Genomic DNA, 16,294 nt, shown 5'->3' with positions numbered 1-16,294 from the left:
AGACTTGGCGAAGATGATCCACTCGATGATCCGTATTCTCGACGAGGCGCGCTCGGTCGAGTTCTACGGCAAGGCATTCGGCCTTTCGGTCGCCGACCGCGTCGATTTCGACACCTTCACGTTGATCTATCTGAGCAATGCCGAGACCGGCTTCGAGCTGGAATTGACGGTCAACAAGGGCCGGACCGCGCCCTACGATCTGGGCAATGGCTATGGCCATCTCGCCATCTCCGTCGAAGAGGTGGCGGTCGAGCGCGAACGGCTGTCGAAACTGAGGCTGAAGCCGGGCGAACTGGTAGAGCTCAACCGTGACGGCAAGCTCTTCGGCCTGTTCTTCTTCATCAGCGATCCGGACGGCTATAAGATCGAGGTGCTGCAGCGCCACGGCCGGTTTCTCTGACAGATCTGACGCCGGCCCCGATCGCGGCGGCACCCTTCCCAAAACACCTCATCCGACAGTTTCGAGCGGCATAATCAGGAGCCATCCATGATCGAGAAGACCACGCTGAATTCCGGCTGGACGCTCTCCTGCAACGATACAGCAAGACCCGGCCTGCCTGATGCCATCGCCGCAACGGTGCCGGGCTGTGTGCATCTCGACCTTCTCGCCAGCCGGCTGATCGCCGATCCCTATATCGACGTCAACGAGATCACCAATGACTGGGTCGGCAAAGCCGACTGGAGCTATCGCTGCCGCTTCGAGGCAACGCCCGACGATGGCAGGGTGCAGGAGCTGGTCTTCGACGGGCTCGATACGATCGCGACGATCGCGCTCAACGGCGAAGAGATCGGCCGCACATTCAATATGAACCGCACCTTTAGTTTCGATGTTTCGAGATTGCTGAAGGTTGGCCAGAACGACCTCAGCGTTACCTTTCGTTCCGCCTATGCCTATGGCGCGGAGATGGAGAAACATTACGGCTACCGTCCCAACAATTATCCGGGACCGGGCAATCTGATGCGCAAGATGGCCTGCAATTTCGGCTGGGACTGGGGGCCGACGCTGGTGACGGCGGGCCTCTGGAAACCCGTGCGGCTGGAAAGCTGGGATCGGGCGCGGCTTGCCGAGGCACGGGTGTCGGCCACGCTTGCCGGCGGCGACGGACTGGTCAAGATCCATGCCAGGATCGCGCGGCATGGCGATAAGGCGGGCTGCAAGCTTGTCGCCGCAATCGGCGGCATGACTAAGACGGTTACGATCGACCCTGGGGAAGACGAGGTCGTCTTCGAGCTTGTCCTTCCCTCGCCAAAACTCTGGTGGCCGCATCATCTCGGCGCGCAGCCGCTCTATCCCCTGACGCTCGAGCTCGTCGACGATGCCAGCAGCGACCTGCTCGACAGCCATCAACGTGAACTTGGTTTCCGCTCTTTGCGGCTCGACACCTCGGCCGACGCGCACGGCTCGGCCTTCACCTTCGTCATCAACGACGTGCCGCTGTTCATCGCGGGCGCGAACTGGATTCCCGACGATTGTTTTCCCTCCCGGGTGACGGCCGAGCGGTATGCTGCTGGAATCGACGAGGCGAAGGCCGCCAATATCCATATGCTGCGCGTCTGGGGCGGGGGCATTTTCGAGCGCGATGAATTCTACGAAGCCTGTGACCGCATGGGCATGCTGGTCTGGCAGGATTTCCTCTTTGCCTGCGCCGCCTATCCGGAGGAGGAGCCGCTGAGAAGCGAGGTCGAGGCTGAAGTGCGCGACAATGTCGTGCGGTTGATGCCGCATGCCTCACTGATTCTCTGGAACGGCAATAACGAGAACATCTGGGGCTTCGACGAATGGGGCTGGCGGCCGATCATCAAGGCGGGCGAAAGCTGGGGGCTCGGCTATTATCTCGACCTGCTGCCGAGGCTTTGCGCCGAACTCGATCCCGACCGGCCCTATTATCCCGGCAGCCCCTATTCCGGCTCGATGGAGATCGAACCCAATGCCGACGGCCATGGCTGCAAACATATCTGGGACGTGTGGAACGAGGTCGGCTACGAGGTCTACCGCAACTATATCCCGCGCTTCTGCTCCGAATTCGGCTGGCAGGCGCCGGCTGCCTGGGCGACGATCGAAGAGAGCGTGCATGACGCACCGCTGACCCCGCAATCGAACGGCGTCTTTCACCATCAGAAGGCCACCCAAGGCAATGACAAGCTGATCCGCGGCCTCGCCGGTCACCTGCCGGAGCCGCAGACCATGGACGACTGGCACTTCGCCACCCAGCTCAACCAGGCCCGCGCCATCCGCTTCGGCGTCGAGCACATGCGGTCTCACCGCGATATCTGCAAGGGCGCGGTGGTCTGGCAGTTCAACGACTGCTGGCCGGTGACGTCATGGGCGGCGCTGGATTCAGCCGGCCGCCGCAAGCCGCTCTGGTATGCGCTGAAGGCCGCCTATGATCCACGCCTGCTGACGATCCAGCCGCGTGGCGACGGTCTGGCGGCGGTGGCGGTCAATGAGCGCACATTGTTCTGGCGGGCGAAGATCAGTGGCAAACGCCTGAGGCTCGACGGCACGGTGCTTGCCGAATTCGAATTCTGGCGGCTGCTCTGCGACCGTTTCGAGGCCAAGGAATTTCCGCTGCCCGAAGATATCGTCAGGCCCAACGTACCGAAGGACGAGGTCATCGTCGTCGAGATGCTCGACAGGCGGGCTTTTCACTATTTCGTCGAGGATATCGCGCTTGCCCTGCCGGCGCCGCGGCTGAGCGTCGATGTCACGGAAATCGATGGCGGGTTTGCGGTTGCGGTCACGGCTGAGAGTTTCCTGAAGGATCTCTGCCTAATGGCGGACCGGCTGGACCCGGATGCCGGGGTCGACACGATGCTGGTGACGCTGCTGCCGGGCGAGAGCCATGTGTTTGCGGTGAAGACGGCGAAGGTGATCGTCGCTGAAGACATTACGATCGGGATAGTGTTGCGGTCGGCCAATGATCTTGTTGCGGGGGAGTAAAACGCAGCCCCTCGTCCGCCTGCCGGCACCGACCGGGGTCGAGCCACGGGTCTCGACCCGTCCTTCGGACCCACGCTTGCGGGGCGAAGGGGATATGCCGCAGCCTCTCCGTCCCTCGTCAACGTCTACCGACAACAGCACGCCAAAAAGGCCCCGCATCCGCGGAGCCCTTCCAATTCGGCCTATCGAACGAGATTACATCCAGTAGGGCGGCACGCCGTAGTAGTCATAGACCCGGCGGCCATTGTCGTTGTACCAGCTGTCGTCATCGTCCGAATAGCTCGGTGCGCCTTCGATCTGTTCCTTGGTCAGGTCGATGCGATAGCCATCCAGCTTGGTGTCGTAGTTCAGCTTTTCCCAGGGTAGCGGATAGTGATCGTGACCGATGCCGAGGAAGCCGCCGAAGCTCAGTACGGCATAGGCGACGCGGCCGTCGAGCTTGCCGATGATCAGACGTTCGATCGAGCCGATATGCCTGCCATCGGCGCCGTAGACACGGGTGCCCTCGACGCGGTCGCTGGCGATTAGCGAATGCGTGCTCTTAGCGTTCGGATCACCGCGGTTGGCGTCAGTTTCCTGATTGAGCATTGTGCATCTCCTTTGGTTCCTCACGGGGGTACCTAGACAACGTGGCGCTAGACTCAAAGTTCCGCTGCTCGAACGGGCCATTATTGACGTTTACGTCAAGGTTAGTATAGCTTCAATTCGGCTTGAACCATTCGAGCAATGGCATAAGCTGCCGGACTGGAAGATGGAGGATCTTTCCGGTCGATCTGCCGACCGATCGTCGGCGCGGCGGCAGCAGGGGAGAGAGACACGATGAACAGCATTTCCGTCCATCCGAACGGCGCCAGGCCTGAGAAACCCTGGCTTGCCGCCTATCCCGATATGGTTCCGGCCGAACTCCCGCCGCTGGAATATGCCTCGCTGGCGGAACTGCTGGAAAAATCCTGTGCCCGCTACGCCGACCGGACCGCTTTTGCCAGCATGGGCAAGGCAATGAGCTATCGCGCGTTGGAGAGCCAGACGCGCAAGGTCGCCGCCTGGCTGCAGAGCACCGGCCTTGAGAAGGGCGACCGCGTCGCCGTGATGATGCCGAACGTCTTACAGAACCCGGTCGCGACCTATGCCATCCTGCGGGCCGGCCTCGTCGTCGTCAACGTCAACCCGCTCTATACGCCGCGCGAGCTCGAACACCAGCTGCGCGATTCCGGCGCCAAGGCGATCTTCGTGCTGGAGAATTTTGCCCGCACGGTCGAACAGGTCTTGAACAAGACCGACCTCAGACATGTCGTCGTCACCTCGCTTGGTGACATGCTGGGGATCAAGGGACTGATCGTCAATTTCACCGTGCGCAAGGTGAAAAAGCTCGTTCCCTCCTGGTCGATCCCTGAGCATAAGAGCTTCGCCCAAGTGCAGCGCGAAGGCGCGAAAAAAGCCCTCCATCCGGTCACGTTCACCGGCGGCGATATCGCCTTTTTGCAATATACCGGCGGCACGACCGGCGTTGCCAAGGGCGCGGTGCTGACGCACGCAAACCTGCTTGCCAACAAGCTGCAGCTGTCGCTCTGGCTGCGATCAGCCTTCGAGCGCAAGAAGGAGCCCGATGTGCTGAATTTCCTCTGCGCTTTGCCGCTCTACCATATCTTCGCGCTGACGGTGAATTCGCTGATGGGCATGTCGCTCGGCGCCCGCAACATCCTGATCGCCAATCCGCGCGACATTCCCGGCCTCGTCAAGGAATTCGGGAAGTCCGACGTGCATATCTTCCCCGGCCTCAACACGCTGTTCAACGCGCTGATGAACAATGCCGATTTCGCCAAGCTCGATTTTTCCCCGCTGATCATGTCGCTCGGCGGCGGCATGGCGGTGCAGCGACCGGTTGCCGAGCGCTGGCTGAAGATCACGGGCACGCCGGTGACGGAGGGCTATGGCCTTTCCGAGACCTCGCCGGTTGCCACCGCCAACCGGTTCGATTCGGCCGAGTTCACCGGCACGATCGGCCTGCCGATGCCCTCCACCGACCTCGATATCCGCGACGAGGACGGCCATTCGCTGCCGCTCGGCGACGTCGGCGAGATCTGCATCCGCGGGCCGCAGGTGATGGCCGGCTATTGGCAAAAGCCCGAGGAAACGGCGCGGGTGATGACGGAGGACGGCTATTTCCGCTCGGGCGACATGGGTTTCATGAACGACCGCGGTTTTACCAAGATCGTCGACCGCAAGAAGGATATGATCCTGGTCTCCGGCTTCAACGTCTATCCGAACGAGATCGAGGAAGTCGCCGCCATGCACGCCGGCATCCTCGAGGCGGCGGCGATCGGCGTGCCGGACGGGCATTCGGGCGAGGCGGTCAAACTCTTCGTCGTTCGGAAGGACCCGAAGCTGACGGAAGCCGAGGTGAAAGCCCATTGCATCGCCAATCTCACCAACTACAAACGCCCGCGCTTCATCGAATTCCGCACCGAGCTGCCGAAGTCGCCTGTTGGTAAGATCCTGCGCAAGGACCTGCGCGGCTAATTTAACAACCTCATGAAATTGACGGCCATCCGTTCGCCGCGGATGGCTTTTTTGTATCTGGAGCGGTGGCTGAACTTGATTTGCGCCCGATAAAGCGAATAGTTTCCGCAACCTTTCCGCCTCCAGAGGAGCCTCCCATGAACGCCATCGTCGAACAGCTGAAAAGCACCGCTGATGCCACCAAGGCAACCGATATCCGTGCCGCCTTCGCCTCCGATTCCGAGCGCTTTTCGCGCTTTTCGGTTTCGCTTGACGACCTGTTGATGGATTTTTCCAAGACGGCGGTGAACGACGACATCCTCAAGCTGCTGGTCAAGCTTGCCGAAGAGGGCGGCGTCGAAAAGAAGCGCGAGGAGATGTTCTCCGGCAAGGCGATCAATTTCACCGAGGATCGCGCCGTTCTGCACACCGCGCTGCGCAACCGTTCCAACACGCCGGTTCTGGTCGACGGCAAGGACGTCATGCCCGACGTCAATTCCGTGCTTTCTGCCATGGGCAAGTTTGCCGACGACATCCGCTCGGGCACGCTGAAGGGCGCCACCGGCAAGACGATCACCGATGTCATTAATATCGGCATCGGCGGCTCGGATCTCGGCCCGGTGATGGCGACGCTGGCGCTTGCCCCCTTCCATGACGGCCCGCGGGCGCATTTCGTCTCCAACATCGACGGCGCCCATATCGCCGATATCCTCAAGCTGGTGCAGCCTGAGACGACGCTGTTCATCGTCGCCTCGAAGACCTTCACCACCGTGGAGACGATGACCAATGCGCAGACGGCGCGCAATTTCATCGCCAAGGCGCTTGGCGAAGCGGCTGTGCAGCACCACTTCGCCGCCGTCTCGACGGCGCTCGACAAGGTTTCCGCCTTCGGCATCGACAGCGCCCGCGTCTTCGGCTTCTGGGACTGGGTCGGCGGCCGCTATTCGATCTGGTCGGCGATCGGCCTGCCGCTGATGATCGCCGTCGGCCCTGATAATTTCGGCAAGTTTCTCGATGGCGCCCATGCCATCGACAATCACTTCCGTAAGGCGCCAATTACCGAGAACCTGCCGATGCTGCTCGGCCTGATCGGCTTCTACCATCGCAACGTGCTTGGATATTCGACCCGTGCCATCCTGCCCTACGACCAGCGGCTGTCGCGTTTCCCCGCCTATCTGCAGCAGCTCGACATGGAGTCGAACGGCAAGGGCGTCACCATCGACGGCACGCCGGTCGAGGGCAATTCCGGCCCGGTCGTCTGGGGCGAGCCCGGCACCAACGGCCAGCACGCCTTCTACCAGCTGATCCACCAAGGCACGAGCATCATCCCGGCCGAGTTCATGATCGCCGCCAACGCCTTCGAGCCGGAACTGCGCCATCAGCACCAGCTGCTGATCTCCAACGTTCTCGCCCAGTCGGAAGCGCTGATGAAGGGCCGCACCTTCGCGGAAGCCAAGAAGCAGCTGACCGACAAGGGCACGGACGACAAAAAGGCCGATTTCATTGCCCCGCACCGCGTCTTCCAGGGTAACCGCCCGTCGATCACCTTCGTCTACGACAAGCTCACGCCTTACGCGCTCGGCCGCCTGATCGCGCTTTACGAACACCGGGTCTTCGTCGAAGGCGTGCTCTTCCGCATCAACTCCTTCGACCAGTGGGGCGTCGAACTCGGCAAAGAACTGGCAACGGGCCTGCTGCCGGTTGTCGAGGGCAAAGAGAGTGCCGCATCGCACGACTCTTCGACCCAGGGCCTGGTTGCGGCGCTGGCAAAGCTTGCGAAGTAGGCGTTCTGGATTGTCCCAAGCACCGTTTAAAGCGGATTGAGAGTTGGCGGCCTGACCCCTTCGCCCCGTTTACGGGGGTCCGAAGGACGGGTCGAGACCCCCGGCTCGACCCCGGTTGGTGGCGGCAGCCGGATCAGGGGCGGAGCCCGCCCCTCATCCGCCCTCAGGAGCGGAAGCGCAGGTTCCGCCGGCTCAGCTGGCTGACCGTGGTGCAGCCCATCAGCTTCATGTCGCGCTCGATCTCGGTGCGCATCGTCTGCAGCGCCCGATCGACGCCGGGTTGTCCGGCGGCGGCAAGCGGGAAGAGATAGTAGCGGCCGAGGCCGACGGCCTTTGCCCCGAGCGACAAGGCCTTGAGAACATGCGTTCCCCGCTGCACGCCGCCATCCATCATGACGTCGATGCGATCGCCGACGGCGTCGACGATCTCGGCCAGCTGGTCGAAAGCGCTGCGCGAGCCGTCGAGCTGGCGTCCGCCATGGTTTGACAGCACGATGCCGGTACAGCCAATCTCGACCGCACGCTTGGCGTCTTCGACCGACATGATGCCCTTCAGGCAGAACTGCCCGCCCCAGGCGCGCACCATCGCCGCCACGTCGTCCCAGGACATCGAGGGGTCGAGCATTTCGGTGAAGTATCGGCTGATCGACAGCGACCCGCCGTCCATCTTGACGTGGTTTTCGAGCTGCGGCAGCCGGAAGCGCTCATGCGTCAGCCAGTCGATCGCCCAGGAAGGCTTGATGGCGAACTGGGCCATGCCGGCGAGATTGAGCTTGAAGGGAATGGCAAATCCGGTGCGCTTGTCGCGCTCGCGGTTGCCGCCGGTGATGCTGTCGACCGTCAGCATCATTGCCTGCACGCCGGCATTTTTCGCCCGCGCCATCATCTCGTGGTTGAGGCCGCGGTCCTTGTGGAAATAGAACTGATAGATCTGCGGCCCGTCGCTGATCTGCCGGGCTTCCTCCAGGCTGATCGTGCCGAGCGAAGAGACGCCGAACATCGTACCATGTTTTGCCGCCGCTGCCGCCACCGCCCGCTCCCCCTGGTGGTGGAAAAGCCGCTGCAGCGCCGTCGGCGAGCAATAGACCGGCATGGCGAGCTTCTGGCCCATGACCGTCACCGACATGTCGACCTCGGCCACACCCCTCAGAACGTCGGGCACCAGATCGCAATTCTCGAAGGCCGCGGTATTGCGCCGATAGGTCACCTCGTCATCGGCAGCGCCATCGATATAGTCGAAGATCGGTCCGGGAAGACGACGTTTGGCCATGCGCCGGAAATCGTGAAAATTATAGCAGTCTGTAAGGCGCATCTTTTGCTCGACCCGTTTGCTTTTCGGGCCGCAACCTAAAGCACGATTCGAAAGCTTGCCAAGGCTTCATCGTGCGATTTACGGCTTGTTGGAGAGGATATCGCACTCATGAGCGAGATTCCGCCTGACCCCGCCGCGTGAGATGGCGAATGACTGCCACCGGCGATCTCGGATACGTCGACGCGCCTAAGGCCTCGCCGTGGCACGATCATGTGCGGGAGCTTGATCGCCGACGCCAGACCGAGCCCTGCCAGCAGGCGGATGAAATACCATCCGAGGTCGAGCTGCCCCGGTTCGATGCCGAGCCGCGCCGATTGCGGGAAGGCGTGATGGTTGCCGTGGAAGCTCTCGCCAAAGGTCACCAGCCCGAACCGCGGCAGGTTATAGCCCTGCACTACGACATCATCGACACGCCAGCCTTGATGGCCATCGCGATGCGCGAAATGGCCGACCAGCCAGTGTCCGGTCAGCGACACCGAGATCCGTGCGGCAATCCCCCAGACCAACCACGGCAGTCCGCCAAGCATAAAAAGCAGGAGTGCCAAAGGGAGTTGCTGCGCCATCCACGTTGCCTCCAGGAAGCGATAGAAGCGGTCGCGCCGCTCGCACTCCTCGAGGACGAACGATGGCGGATGGTTGAGCGCCACCGCGCAATGCATCTGCCAGAAGGCATCGATGAAAAAAGGCCGCCGATGGGCATAGAGATCATGGCAGTCTCGCTGCCGTTGCGCCCAGTCGCGAATGTCGTGCGCGTAGATCATGCCAAAGGGACCGGCCATGCCGACCAGCGTCCCGAGATAGACGAGAAAATGCTCGATCCAGATGGGGCTGCTGAAAGAGCGGTGGATCAATAGCCGATGCATGCCGACGGAATGACCGAGGCAGATGGTGGTGGCGGTCAAGAGAATGAAGACGGTAAAGGCGCTCCAGGTGAAAGTCAGCGGCCCGCCGATGATAGCAATCAAGGTCATGGCGGTGATCCAGAGCGACTTTGCCGGCACCCAGACCACCCTGCCCTTTACCGGATCGCTGTTGTTGTCGATCATGCGTCCGGTGGAAATACTGCCCATGGCAAACTCCTTCCCATCGGGCGCATTCTCCACTTGAACATCGCCCGCCAATTCATTAATTAAGCAATTACCTAATTACTTTGCATCAGTGCAGACAATTAAGCAATACATTAATTGCTTAATTGTTGGGTCGATGCGATGGCGCTGGAGACTGGATTTGGAAAACGAAGTTTTCGATGACACGGCGGAAGACAGCTCCGTCAACGCCGCCCAGCGGATATTCCACGCGCTTTCCAGTGCGCCACGGCGCAAGATCCTCGCCTATCTCTCAGCATCCGGCCTCACCGCCGGCGAGATCGCTGACCGCTTCAGCATGTCCAAGCCGGCGGTTTCGCAGCATCTTTCCATCCTCGAAACGGCGGGGCTGATCAGACGAGAAAAACAGGGTCAGTTCGTCCACTATTCGCTGATCGAGAACAATCTCGTCAATACGCTCAACGGCTTCGTGCAGGAGGTCTGCCCGGTCGGTCGGCCGATCAAGAAGGAAAGCCAGGCGCGCGCCCGCGCAAAAGACCTGCCCTAGGCACAGGGCAGATCGTGAAGACGTGCAGGCGTGGTCGAACCGTCCCGACCCCGTTGGTGCTGACAGCCGGATTTGGGCCGGCCCCGGCTTAGACCTTAAAGCCCGATCTCACGCGCCCAAGGCGGGTTGGCGCCGGCGCGGGAGACGGTGACGGCGGCGGCTTTGGCGCCGAGGGTCAGGGCGTTGCGGAGCGCCTGCTCGTCGAGCGATGCGACCTGAGCCTTGGTCAGCAGATTATCCATCTTCAGCGAGGCCAGCACGCCGGCATCGAAGGTATCGCCCGCGCCGACCGTATCGACCACGGTGACGCGCTGGCTGGGCACCGTCACCTTGCGCTCTTTGGTATAACCGGAGGCGCCTTCGGCGCCCTTGGTGATGACGACCAGTTTGGCGCCGTGGTTCAGCCAGTGGGCGGCGAGCGTATCGTGGTCGCCGGTCAGACCGAACCAGTCGAGATCCTCGTCGGAGAATTTGACGATGTCGGATTTGGCGGCCATGCGCTTGATGCGGGCCATATGCGCCGGCTTGTCCTTGATGAAACCGGGACGGATGTTCGGGTCGAGCGAGATGACGCGGCTTGCGGCTTCGCGGTCGAGCAGCGCTTCATAGGTTTCGCCGCAGGGGCTGGGGATCAGGCTGATTGCGCCGAAATGCAGCGCTTCGCAATCATCGCCAAGGATCGGCAGGTCGGCCTCGGTGATCATCCGGCCGGCCGTGCCCTCGTCGTAGAAGGCGTAGGTCGCCTGGCCGTTCACCAGCTTGACGAAGGCGATGGTCGAGGGGCGCGGAGTGATGGCGCAGGGGCTGTAATCGACATTGGCTGCCTTCAGCGTCGCAAGCAGGATCTCGCCCATCATGTCGTCGGCAATGCCGGTGAAAAAGGCGGTGGGGATGCCGAGGCGGCCGAGCGCGATGGCGGTATTGAAGATGGCGCCGCCGGCATAGGGGGCAAAGCCCTTTTCACCAAGGGTCGTGTCCCTCGGCAGCATGTCGATCAAGGCTTCGCCGCAGCACAAAATCATCGAATTCCTCCCAACAGACTTATACGTTCATCAACCGATTAAGTGAGCTTTTGTCAACTGGCTAGAGCGAAAGCTCACTTACGCCACCATTCCGTCCCGACCAGGCCAGCGGCGCATCGAGGAAGGCTTCGACCTCTTCAAGCGTCTTGTCGTCGAACAGCTTCTGCGCCTTGGCGACGGCCAGGACATGACGCCAGGTGGCGATGTGATGCAGCCGGACCTTGCCGTCGGCAAAACGCTGTTGGCCGAAGATGTCATAGAAGAACAGGGCGATGCCGTGGTCGACGACGCCGCCGGCGGCACGGACGGCATCGATGAATTTGAACATGCTGCCGCCGGCCGTCGTCAGGTCCTCGATGACCAGCACCCGCGATCCTTCCGGCATGTTGCCTTCGATCTGGGCATTGCGGCCATGGCCCTTCGGCTGCTTGCGGACATAGATCATCGGCAGGCCGAGGCGATCGGCAAGCAGGGCGGCGAAGGGAATGCCGGCGGTCTCGCCGCCGGCGATGCAATCGAACTGCTCGAAGCCGGCATCGCGCAGCAGGGTACTGGCGGCGAAATCCATCACCGTCGAGCGGATGCGCGGGAAGGAAAGCAGCTTACGGCAATCGATATAGACCGGGCTCGCCATGCCGGAGGCCAGTTTGTAGGGCTGGGCTGCATTGAAATGCACCGCCTTGATCTCCCACAGCATCTTGGCCACCAGTTCGGCCATCACGGCGCGGTCGGGAAACGTGGTCTGGATCATGCGGCTCTCCTTCGGCTCGGTTCCCTGCGGGAATAGCAGCAAGAGGCCTGAGTTTCCAGACGCTGGACGATCGTATTAGCGCAACAGACGGCCGATATCGGGTCCCTGCATCTTCTTGAACAGGGCAATCGCCTCGTCACCCTCTTCCGCATCCAGCGAAACGGCATAACGCACGGCGGCAGCAAGGAGCTGCATCGTCAGCCGGGCGATCGCCAGAAGCTCCTTTCGGTCGCGATCCGGCCACAGGCGGAGGAGCACGGCGAGAAAGGCCTGGGCGTGAAATTCCATGTCCTCGGCATCGATCTGCTGCAGCAGCTTATCGGTATGGGTTGCGTGCCAGATGTCGCGCATCACCGGCTCGCGGCGGAAGAAGGCATAATATTCGTCGACGATCGTGGCGAGCGCGGCTGTCAGCGCCACGGCGTCGGTCACTTTCGCCAGCTCCGCCTCGACGCAGCGCCTGCCCTCTTCGTTGAAGCGTTCGGCCAATGTCCGGATGATCGAACTCTTGTCGGGGAAATATTGATAGAGGGCGCCGAAGGAGAGGCCGGCCTTTTCGACGATCTCGCTCATCTTCAAGCCGTCGCTGCCATGGCTTTCGATCAGCTCGGCGGCAACGGCAAGGATCTTTTCGAAGCGTTCGCGGCCGCGCTGCTGGCTGGGGATCCGGCGCGGCTGGCCCGAATGCTGCTGCTGGCGCCTGCGCGTTGCGACCGGCTGTTGCGACATCGTCTGCTCCTCATGGTTGACAAACAAAATAAGAGAGTTTATCTCATTTTGCAAATGAGAGAGTTTCTCTTGTTTCTTAACTTTGGAAGGAGCTTCGACATGCAGAATTCCGAAATCGTCGTCGTCGGTGGGCCGGGAAAGACCGGTGGCCGCATCATCAAGCGCCTGGAAGCGCGCGGCCTCACCGTTCGCGCGGCATCGCGCTCCAGCGCACGTCCCTTCGACTGGGAGGACAGGTCAAGCTGGCGCGGCGCGCTTCAGAGCGCATCGAGCGCCTATGTTGCCTTCCAGCCGGATCTTGCCGTCGCCTGGGCGGCAGAAGCGATCGCAACCCTCGCCGAGGTGGCCAGGGAATGCGGTCTTGAGCATATCGTGCTGCTCTCCGGCCGCGGCGAAGAGGGCGCGCAACGGAGCGAAACCGCGCTCACCGCTTCCGGCATCGGCACCACCATCCTGCGCGCCTCCTGGTTCTGCCAGAATTTCAGCGAGGGTGCCTTTGTCGAGCAGATCCTCGGCGGCCGGCTGCAATTGCCGGCGGGCGAGATCCGCGAACCCTTCATCGATGCGGACGACATCGCCGATGCCGCCGTAGCCGCCTTGACCGATCCGCGCCATCGAAACAAGATTTACGAACTGACCGGTCCCCGGGCGCTGACATTCGGTCAGGCGGTCGCCGAAATCGCCGCGGCAGCCGGACGGCCGATCGAATACCAGCAGGTGTCGATGGCAGACTTCACCGGCGGGCTTGCGGCAGCCGGCCCGCCACAGGGCCTGATCGACCTTCTGGAGGAGCTCTTCGGCCAGGTGCTCGATGGGCGCAATTCCAGCACCATGGGCGGCGTCCCTGATATTCTCGGGCGCCCCGCCACCGATTTCAGCCACTATGCCCGCCGGGCCGCGGCATCCGGAATATGGAGTGCCTGACTATGCAGATCGTCCTCATCCTTTCCCTCGTGGCGGCGGCAATCGGCAGCGGCCTCGTCGCCGGCATCTTCTTCGCCTTTTCGACCTTCATCATGACCGCTTTCTCCAGGATCCCGACGGAGCAAGGCATTGCGGCGATGAACGCCATCAATGTGACAATCGTCCGCTCGCCCTTCATGGCCCTCTTCGTGCCGACGGCGATCCTCTGCATCGTCATATCAGTGCTCGCCCTGATCGACTGGCGCGGCGGCGCCTCGACGCTGATGCTCGCAGGCGCCGCCCTCTATCTCCTCGGCTCCTTCCTCTCGACCATCATCTTCAACGTGCCGATGAACGATGCGCTGGAGAAGGTGAGCGGCAGCGGGCCGCAGGCAGTCGAGCTCTGGGCGACCTATGTCAAGGATTGGACGTGGTGGAACCATGTGCGGACCGTCGCCTCGCTGCTTGCCTCGATCGCCTTTGTCAGGGCGCTGATGATCGTCTGAATGATTGCTTCCTGGCTAACCGACATGCCCCTTCAGGAATCGGGTGGTTGGTTTCGAGGCGGCGTGCGAACGTGAGCCAATCGTCGCGAAAGGACCGCCATGTTTACGCTTCACGATTATCTGCCGTCGCAAAATGGCTGGAAGGTCCGGGTTTTGCTCGGCCTGCTCGACATGCCTTATATCAGTCGCGAAGTATCGATCTTCGAGGGCGAGTGCCGCACCGAGGCTTTCCTGAAACTCAACCCGGTGGGCGCCGTCCCTGTTCTCGAACTCGACAATGGGCGTGCGATCGCCGAATCGAACGCAATCCTCACTTTTCTCGCCGAGGGGACGCGCTTCCTGCCGTCAGACAGGTACCGGCGCGCCAAGGTCATGCAGTGGCTGTTCTTCGAGCAATATCATGTCGAGCCGGTCATCGGTTCGCTGCGCTTCTGGACGTTGACGGGGCGGCTGGAGCGTAACCAGAGCATGATTGCGGGCAAGCGCGACGCGGCAAACCGGGCGCTCGCCGCACTCGAACGGGACCTCACCGACAGCCCGTTTGTTGTCGGCGAGGAGTTGTCGATCGCCGACATTGCGGTTTATGCCTATAGCCACCGGGCCGAGGATTGCAGCTTTTCGCTCGCAGTTTATCCCGCCTTCGCCGCCTGGTGTGGGCGCGTCCGCGATGCCATCGGTCCCGATTATCCAGTCCATCTCTATAGTATGGATCCGCATTCCGCTGGCTAACGACCGTATGCCACCGGAAGACGTCATCAGAGGATCCGCCCGGAATCAAGACGCGGTGCGCGATACCTCGACGGGAACCGCCTGCAGGTGGCCGGCTAGTTCCACCCGGTTGCGGCCGCCCCGTTTGGCGGCGTAGAGCGCCTTGTCGGCGGCGTTCAGCATGGCGTCGAAATCCAGCGGCTTGGCGCGGCCGGGCGCAACGCCGACGCTGACCGTGCATTTCAGCACCTCGTCGTCGATGTAAATCTCGCGCACCTCGAAGGCCCTGCGGATGCGCTCGGCCGCCAGTTCCGCCCGGCCGGGCATGATCTCCTTCAACACCAGCGCGAACTCCTCACCACCCAACCGTGCGGCGATGTCGCCGGGGCGGCAATGGGCGGCGAGTTCGCCGGCGAAGACCTTGAGCACGCGATCGCCGCTCGCATGGCCGAAGCGGTCGTTGACGGATTTGAAGTGGTCGATATCGAAGACGATGACGGCCGTGGTCGAGCCCATCGGACGCGTACCGTATTGATCGAACAGGGCGCGGCGGTTGAGCAGCCCGGTCAGCGGATCGGTGATCGCCTCCAGACGGTGGCGCGCGGCAAGCCGCCACTGATGCAGCGCCAGCGACAGCGCACCGATCCCGGTCATGCCGGCGATGCAGACGGCAAGGCTCAGATCCTCGGCCCAGTTGCTGGGCGCGCTTCCGAGCACCAGCTTGCCATCGGCGATCAGCACGGCGGCGCAGAGCACGAAGGAGATCCCCGTCAGCGTATAGAGCGCGGTGATGCCGAGGATCGGCGCGGGCGCTTCGGCGCGGGCGAGCCAATATTGCCGGGCGGTGGCAAAGAGCAGCAAAGCAATGGCAAGATTGTCTGATATGAAGGCCAGGCCGTCATAACCTGCCAGCATCGGCACGATGGAGAAAGCCATCGCCGTCAGCGCACGGGCAGAGATGCCGAGCAAAGCGAGCCGGCCGGTGAGAAACTGTCTGCCGGCACCCCATATGGTGGCGAAACCGGCATGAAACAGCACGAAATTGGCCACACCCAGCCATGTCTCCGGCCTGTTCACATAGGCGCCGTAGATGAAAATGCCGGCAATGACGAGGACCAGGCCGATGCTGGCGGTGAGCAGCACGGTTTCGGCCCGACGCACCAGCCAGCTGCCCATCAAGGTCACGGCAAGGCATGCGGTGGAGACGCCGAGCGCCAGCAAAAGGGAGTTATAGTCAAGCATCATGCTTTTTCAGTCTCCGCGACTGCAGCCACGCCGATAATCTTGGCAAGCTATGCGATCGGCGGTGAGGAATGTCTTATGCATTCCGTTAAAAAATGATGCACCGCACATAGAAATGTTAGAGCGGTAACTTCGAGGCGAAGCTCGCGCTTGAGGCGCCCCTCATCCGCCTGCCGGCACCTTTGTAACTTCCCTTTACCCGCTATTGGCGTAGTACTGCCTGTTGCGGTGGCGGATGGAAGACCGTTGCACCTTTGGGACACCAAGCCCGTGGGAGAGCCTGGGTCTCCGTCCGCCGTTCCAT

At 61.9% G+C, this 16,294-nt stretch carries 15 protein-coding genes; 8 read left to right on the top strand and 7 right to left on the bottom strand.

The genetic code is table 11. From position 1 onward, the window contains the following. Nucleotides 1-4 precede the first annotated feature (4 nt). Complete coding sequence (locus tag HJB83_RS32545) at nt 5-400, top strand: VOC family protein (protein ID WP_207582752.1); 396 nt, start codon at nt 5-7, stop codon at nt 398-400. Nucleotides 401-487: 87 nt separating this feature from the next. Next, the gene (locus HJB83_RS32540; protein WP_221133233.1) at nt 488-2,941 is read left to right on the top strand and encodes a glycoside hydrolase family 2 protein; all 2,454 of its coding nucleotides are present in this window, start codon (nt 488-490) and stop codon (nt 2,939-2,941) included. A gap of 195 nt (nt 2,942-3,136) precedes the next feature. On the opposite strand, the gene HJB83_RS32535 is transcribed toward HJB83_RS32540, so the two are convergent. Beyond that, nucleotides 3,137-3,529: a PRC-barrel domain-containing protein gene (locus HJB83_RS32535; protein WP_207582750.1), complete on the bottom strand. Its 393-nt coding sequence runs from the start codon at nt 3,527-3,529 to the stop codon at nt 3,137-3,139. A gap of 231 nt (nt 3,530-3,760) precedes the next feature. On the opposite strand from HJB83_RS32535, the gene HJB83_RS32530 reads away from it, so the two are divergent. Continuing rightward, the gene (locus tag HJB83_RS32530; protein WP_221133232.1) at nt 3,761-5,461 is read left to right on the top strand and encodes a long-chain fatty acid--CoA ligase; all 1,701 of its coding nucleotides are present in this window, start codon (nt 3,761-3,763) and stop codon (nt 5,459-5,461) included. A 137-nt stretch (nt 5,462-5,598) separates the two neighbouring features. Further along, on the top strand, nt 5,599-7,224 hold the full coding sequence (gene pgi / locus HJB83_RS32525; RefSeq protein WP_221133231.1) for a glucose-6-phosphate isomerase: 1,626 nt from the start codon (nt 5,599-5,601) through the stop codon (nt 7,222-7,224). Between the two features lie 163 nt (nt 7,225-7,387). Here pgi and HJB83_RS32520 read toward each other — a convergent pair whose 3' ends face one another. Both HJB83_RS32520 and HJB83_RS32515 read right to left on the bottom strand, forming a co-directional pair. Further along, nucleotides 7,388-8,536, bottom strand: coding sequence for an alpha-hydroxy acid oxidase (locus HJB83_RS32520; RefSeq protein WP_221133230.1), 1,149 nt, complete (start codon nt 8,534-8,536; stop codon nt 7,388-7,390). A 35-nt stretch (nt 8,537-8,571) separates the two neighbouring features. Next, nucleotides 8,572-9,606 carry an acyl-CoA desaturase gene (locus HJB83_RS32515; RefSeq protein ID WP_259671473.1) on the bottom strand — a complete coding sequence of 345 codons (1,035 nt, stop codon included), beginning with the start codon at nt 9,604-9,606 and terminating at the stop codon, nt 8,572-8,574. Between the two features lie 157 nt (nt 9,607-9,763). On the opposite strand from HJB83_RS32515, the gene HJB83_RS32510 reads away from it, so the two are divergent. Beyond that, nucleotides 9,764-10,129, top strand: a complete 366-nt coding sequence (locus HJB83_RS32510; protein WP_221133229.1) for a metalloregulator ArsR/SmtB family transcription factor — start codon at nt 9,764-9,766, stop codon at nt 10,127-10,129. A gap of 95 nt (nt 10,130-10,224) precedes the next feature. Here the strand turns inward: HJB83_RS32510 and HJB83_RS32505 are convergent, their stop codons facing one another. The 3 genes from HJB83_RS32505 to HJB83_RS32495 all read right to left on the bottom strand — a co-directional run bounded on the left by HJB83_RS32505 (nt 10,225) and on the right by HJB83_RS32495 (nt 12,631). Beyond that, nucleotides 10,225-11,151 (bottom strand): carbohydrate kinase, encoded by a 927-nt coding sequence (locus HJB83_RS32505; RefSeq protein WP_221133228.1) that lies wholly within the window; start codon nt 11,149-11,151, stop codon nt 10,225-10,227. 61 nt (nt 11,152-11,212) lie between these two features. Further along, nucleotides 11,213-11,902, bottom strand: coding sequence for an orotate phosphoribosyltransferase (locus tag HJB83_RS32500; protein WP_221133227.1), 690 nt, complete (start codon nt 11,900-11,902; stop codon nt 11,213-11,215). A 75-nt stretch (nt 11,903-11,977) separates the two neighbouring features. Continuing rightward, the gene (locus HJB83_RS32495; protein ID WP_221133226.1) at nt 11,978-12,631 is read right to left on the bottom strand and encodes a TetR/AcrR family transcriptional regulator; all 654 of its coding nucleotides are present in this window, start codon (nt 12,629-12,631) and stop codon (nt 11,978-11,980) included. Between the two features lie 99 nt (nt 12,632-12,730). On the opposite strand from HJB83_RS32495, the gene HJB83_RS32490 reads away from it, so the two are divergent. The 3 genes from HJB83_RS32490 to HJB83_RS32480 all read left to right on the top strand — a co-directional run bounded on the left by HJB83_RS32490 (nt 12,731) and on the right by HJB83_RS32480 (nt 14,769). Beyond that, a complete protein-coding gene (locus HJB83_RS32490; protein ID WP_221133225.1) occupies nt 12,731-13,555 on the top strand; it encodes an NmrA family NAD(P)-binding protein in 825 nt (274 codons plus the stop codon). A 2-nt stretch (nt 13,556-13,557) separates the two neighbouring features. Next, nucleotides 13,558-14,040, top strand: coding sequence for a DUF1772 domain-containing protein (locus HJB83_RS32485; protein WP_221133224.1), 483 nt, complete (start codon nt 13,558-13,560; stop codon nt 14,038-14,040). Nucleotides 14,041-14,139: 99 nt separating this feature from the next. Beyond that, a complete protein-coding gene (locus HJB83_RS32480; RefSeq protein ID WP_221133223.1) occupies nt 14,140-14,769 on the top strand; it encodes a glutathione S-transferase family protein in 630 nt (209 codons plus the stop codon). A gap of 45 nt (nt 14,770-14,814) precedes the next feature. Here HJB83_RS32480 and HJB83_RS32475 read toward each other — a convergent pair whose 3' ends face one another. After that, nucleotides 14,815-15,993 (bottom strand): diguanylate cyclase, encoded by a 1,179-nt coding sequence (locus HJB83_RS32475; RefSeq protein WP_207582741.1) that lies wholly within the window; start codon nt 15,991-15,993, stop codon nt 14,815-14,817. Between the last annotated feature and the right edge of the window lie 301 nt (nt 15,994-16,294).

The sequence above is a fragment of the Rhizobium sp. NZLR11 genome, assembly GCF_019685115.1.
Classification (GTDB): Bacteria; Pseudomonadota; Alphaproteobacteria; order Rhizobiales; family Rhizobiaceae; genus Rhizobium.
This window is presented reverse-complemented; position numbering and strand designations above follow the sequence as displayed.

What these genes read in the sequence shown, in the direction of transcription:
- HJB83_RS32495 (WP_221133226.1), bottom strand. Translation starts at nt 12,631, where the DNA reads ATGTCGCAACAGCCGGTCGCAACGCGCAGGCGCCAGCAGCAGCATTCG.
- HJB83_RS32520 (WP_221133230.1), bottom strand. Translation starts at nt 8,536, where the DNA reads ATGCGCCTTACAGACTGCTATAATTTTCACGATTTCCGGCGCATGGCC.
- HJB83_RS32485 (WP_221133224.1), top strand. Translation starts at nt 13,558, where the DNA reads ATGCAGATCGTCCTCATCCTTTCCCTCGTGGCGGCGGCAATCGGCAGC.
- HJB83_RS32500 (WP_221133227.1), bottom strand. Translation starts at nt 11,902, where the DNA reads ATGATCCAGACCACGTTTCCCGACCGCGCCGTGATGGCCGAACTGGTG.
- HJB83_RS32480 (WP_221133223.1), top strand. Translation starts at nt 14,140, where the DNA reads ATGTTTACGCTTCACGATTATCTGCCGTCGCAAAATGGCTGGAAGGTC.
- HJB83_RS32505 (WP_221133228.1), bottom strand. Translation starts at nt 11,151, where the DNA reads ATGATTTTGTGCTGCGGCGAAGCCTTGATCGACATGCTGCCGAGGGAC.
- HJB83_RS32475 (WP_207582741.1), bottom strand. Translation starts at nt 15,993, where the DNA reads ATGATGCTTGACTATAACTCCCTTTTGCTGGCGCTCGGCGTCTCCACC.
- HJB83_RS32530 (WP_221133232.1), top strand. Translation starts at nt 3,761, where the DNA reads ATGAACAGCATTTCCGTCCATCCGAACGGCGCCAGGCCTGAGAAACCC.
- HJB83_RS32540 (WP_221133233.1), top strand. Translation starts at nt 488, where the DNA reads ATGATCGAGAAGACCACGCTGAATTCCGGCTGGACGCTCTCCTGCAAC.
- HJB83_RS32490 (WP_221133225.1), top strand. Translation starts at nt 12,731, where the DNA reads ATGCAGAATTCCGAAATCGTCGTCGTCGGTGGGCCGGGAAAGACCGGT.
- HJB83_RS32515 (WP_259671473.1), bottom strand. Translation starts at nt 9,606, where the DNA reads ATGGGCAGTATTTCCACCGGACGCATGATCGACAACAACAGCGATCCG.
- HJB83_RS32535 (WP_207582750.1), bottom strand. Translation starts at nt 3,529, where the DNA reads ATGCTCAATCAGGAAACTGACGCCAACCGCGGTGATCCGAACGCTAAG.
- pgi (WP_221133231.1), top strand. Translation starts at nt 5,599, where the DNA reads ATGAACGCCATCGTCGAACAGCTGAAAAGCACCGCTGATGCCACCAAG.